Origin of the sequence: Massilia sp. UBA6681 (genome assembly GCF_002454935.1) — a bacterium.
GTDB classification, from domain to species: Bacteria; Pseudomonadota; Gammaproteobacteria; order Burkholderiales; family Burkholderiaceae_D; genus Telluria; species Telluria varians.
The window spans coordinates 5,721-6,011 of the sequence record NZ_DKJX01000013.1; the positions used below are offsets into that span (position 1 = coordinate 5,721).

The following is a 291-nucleotide window of genomic DNA, read 5'->3' on the forward strand; positions in this document are numbered from 1 at the left end:
CGGGTTGGCGCCGGGAGACGTGTTCCTGCTGGCCTCGGACGGTTTATGGCATTTCTTCACGGATGCCGAACTGGCGGCAGCCACCAGCCGGGCCACGCCGCGCCAGGCGTCCGAAATGCTGATCAACAAGGCGCAGGAACGCTCGCAGGGCAAGGGCGGGAATTGCTCGATGGCGATCGTGAAGCTGGTGAAGCCGGCCCAGGATGGGTTGGCGGGAAGGGTTGGGCGGCCAGTCTGAACACTGCCAACGGCCCTTCCATTGTTAGCCGTCGAGCCGTCATTCCGGCGTAG

Annotated in this window: 1 pseudogene; it reads left to right on the forward strand. The window is 64.9% G+C overall.

Annotation, left to right across the window (positions count from 1 at the left end):
- Positions 1-238, forward strand: a pseudogene (locus tag B2R83_RS01840) (serine/threonine-protein phosphatase); the annotation flags it as partial.
- Between the last annotated feature and the right edge of the window lie 53 nt (positions 239-291).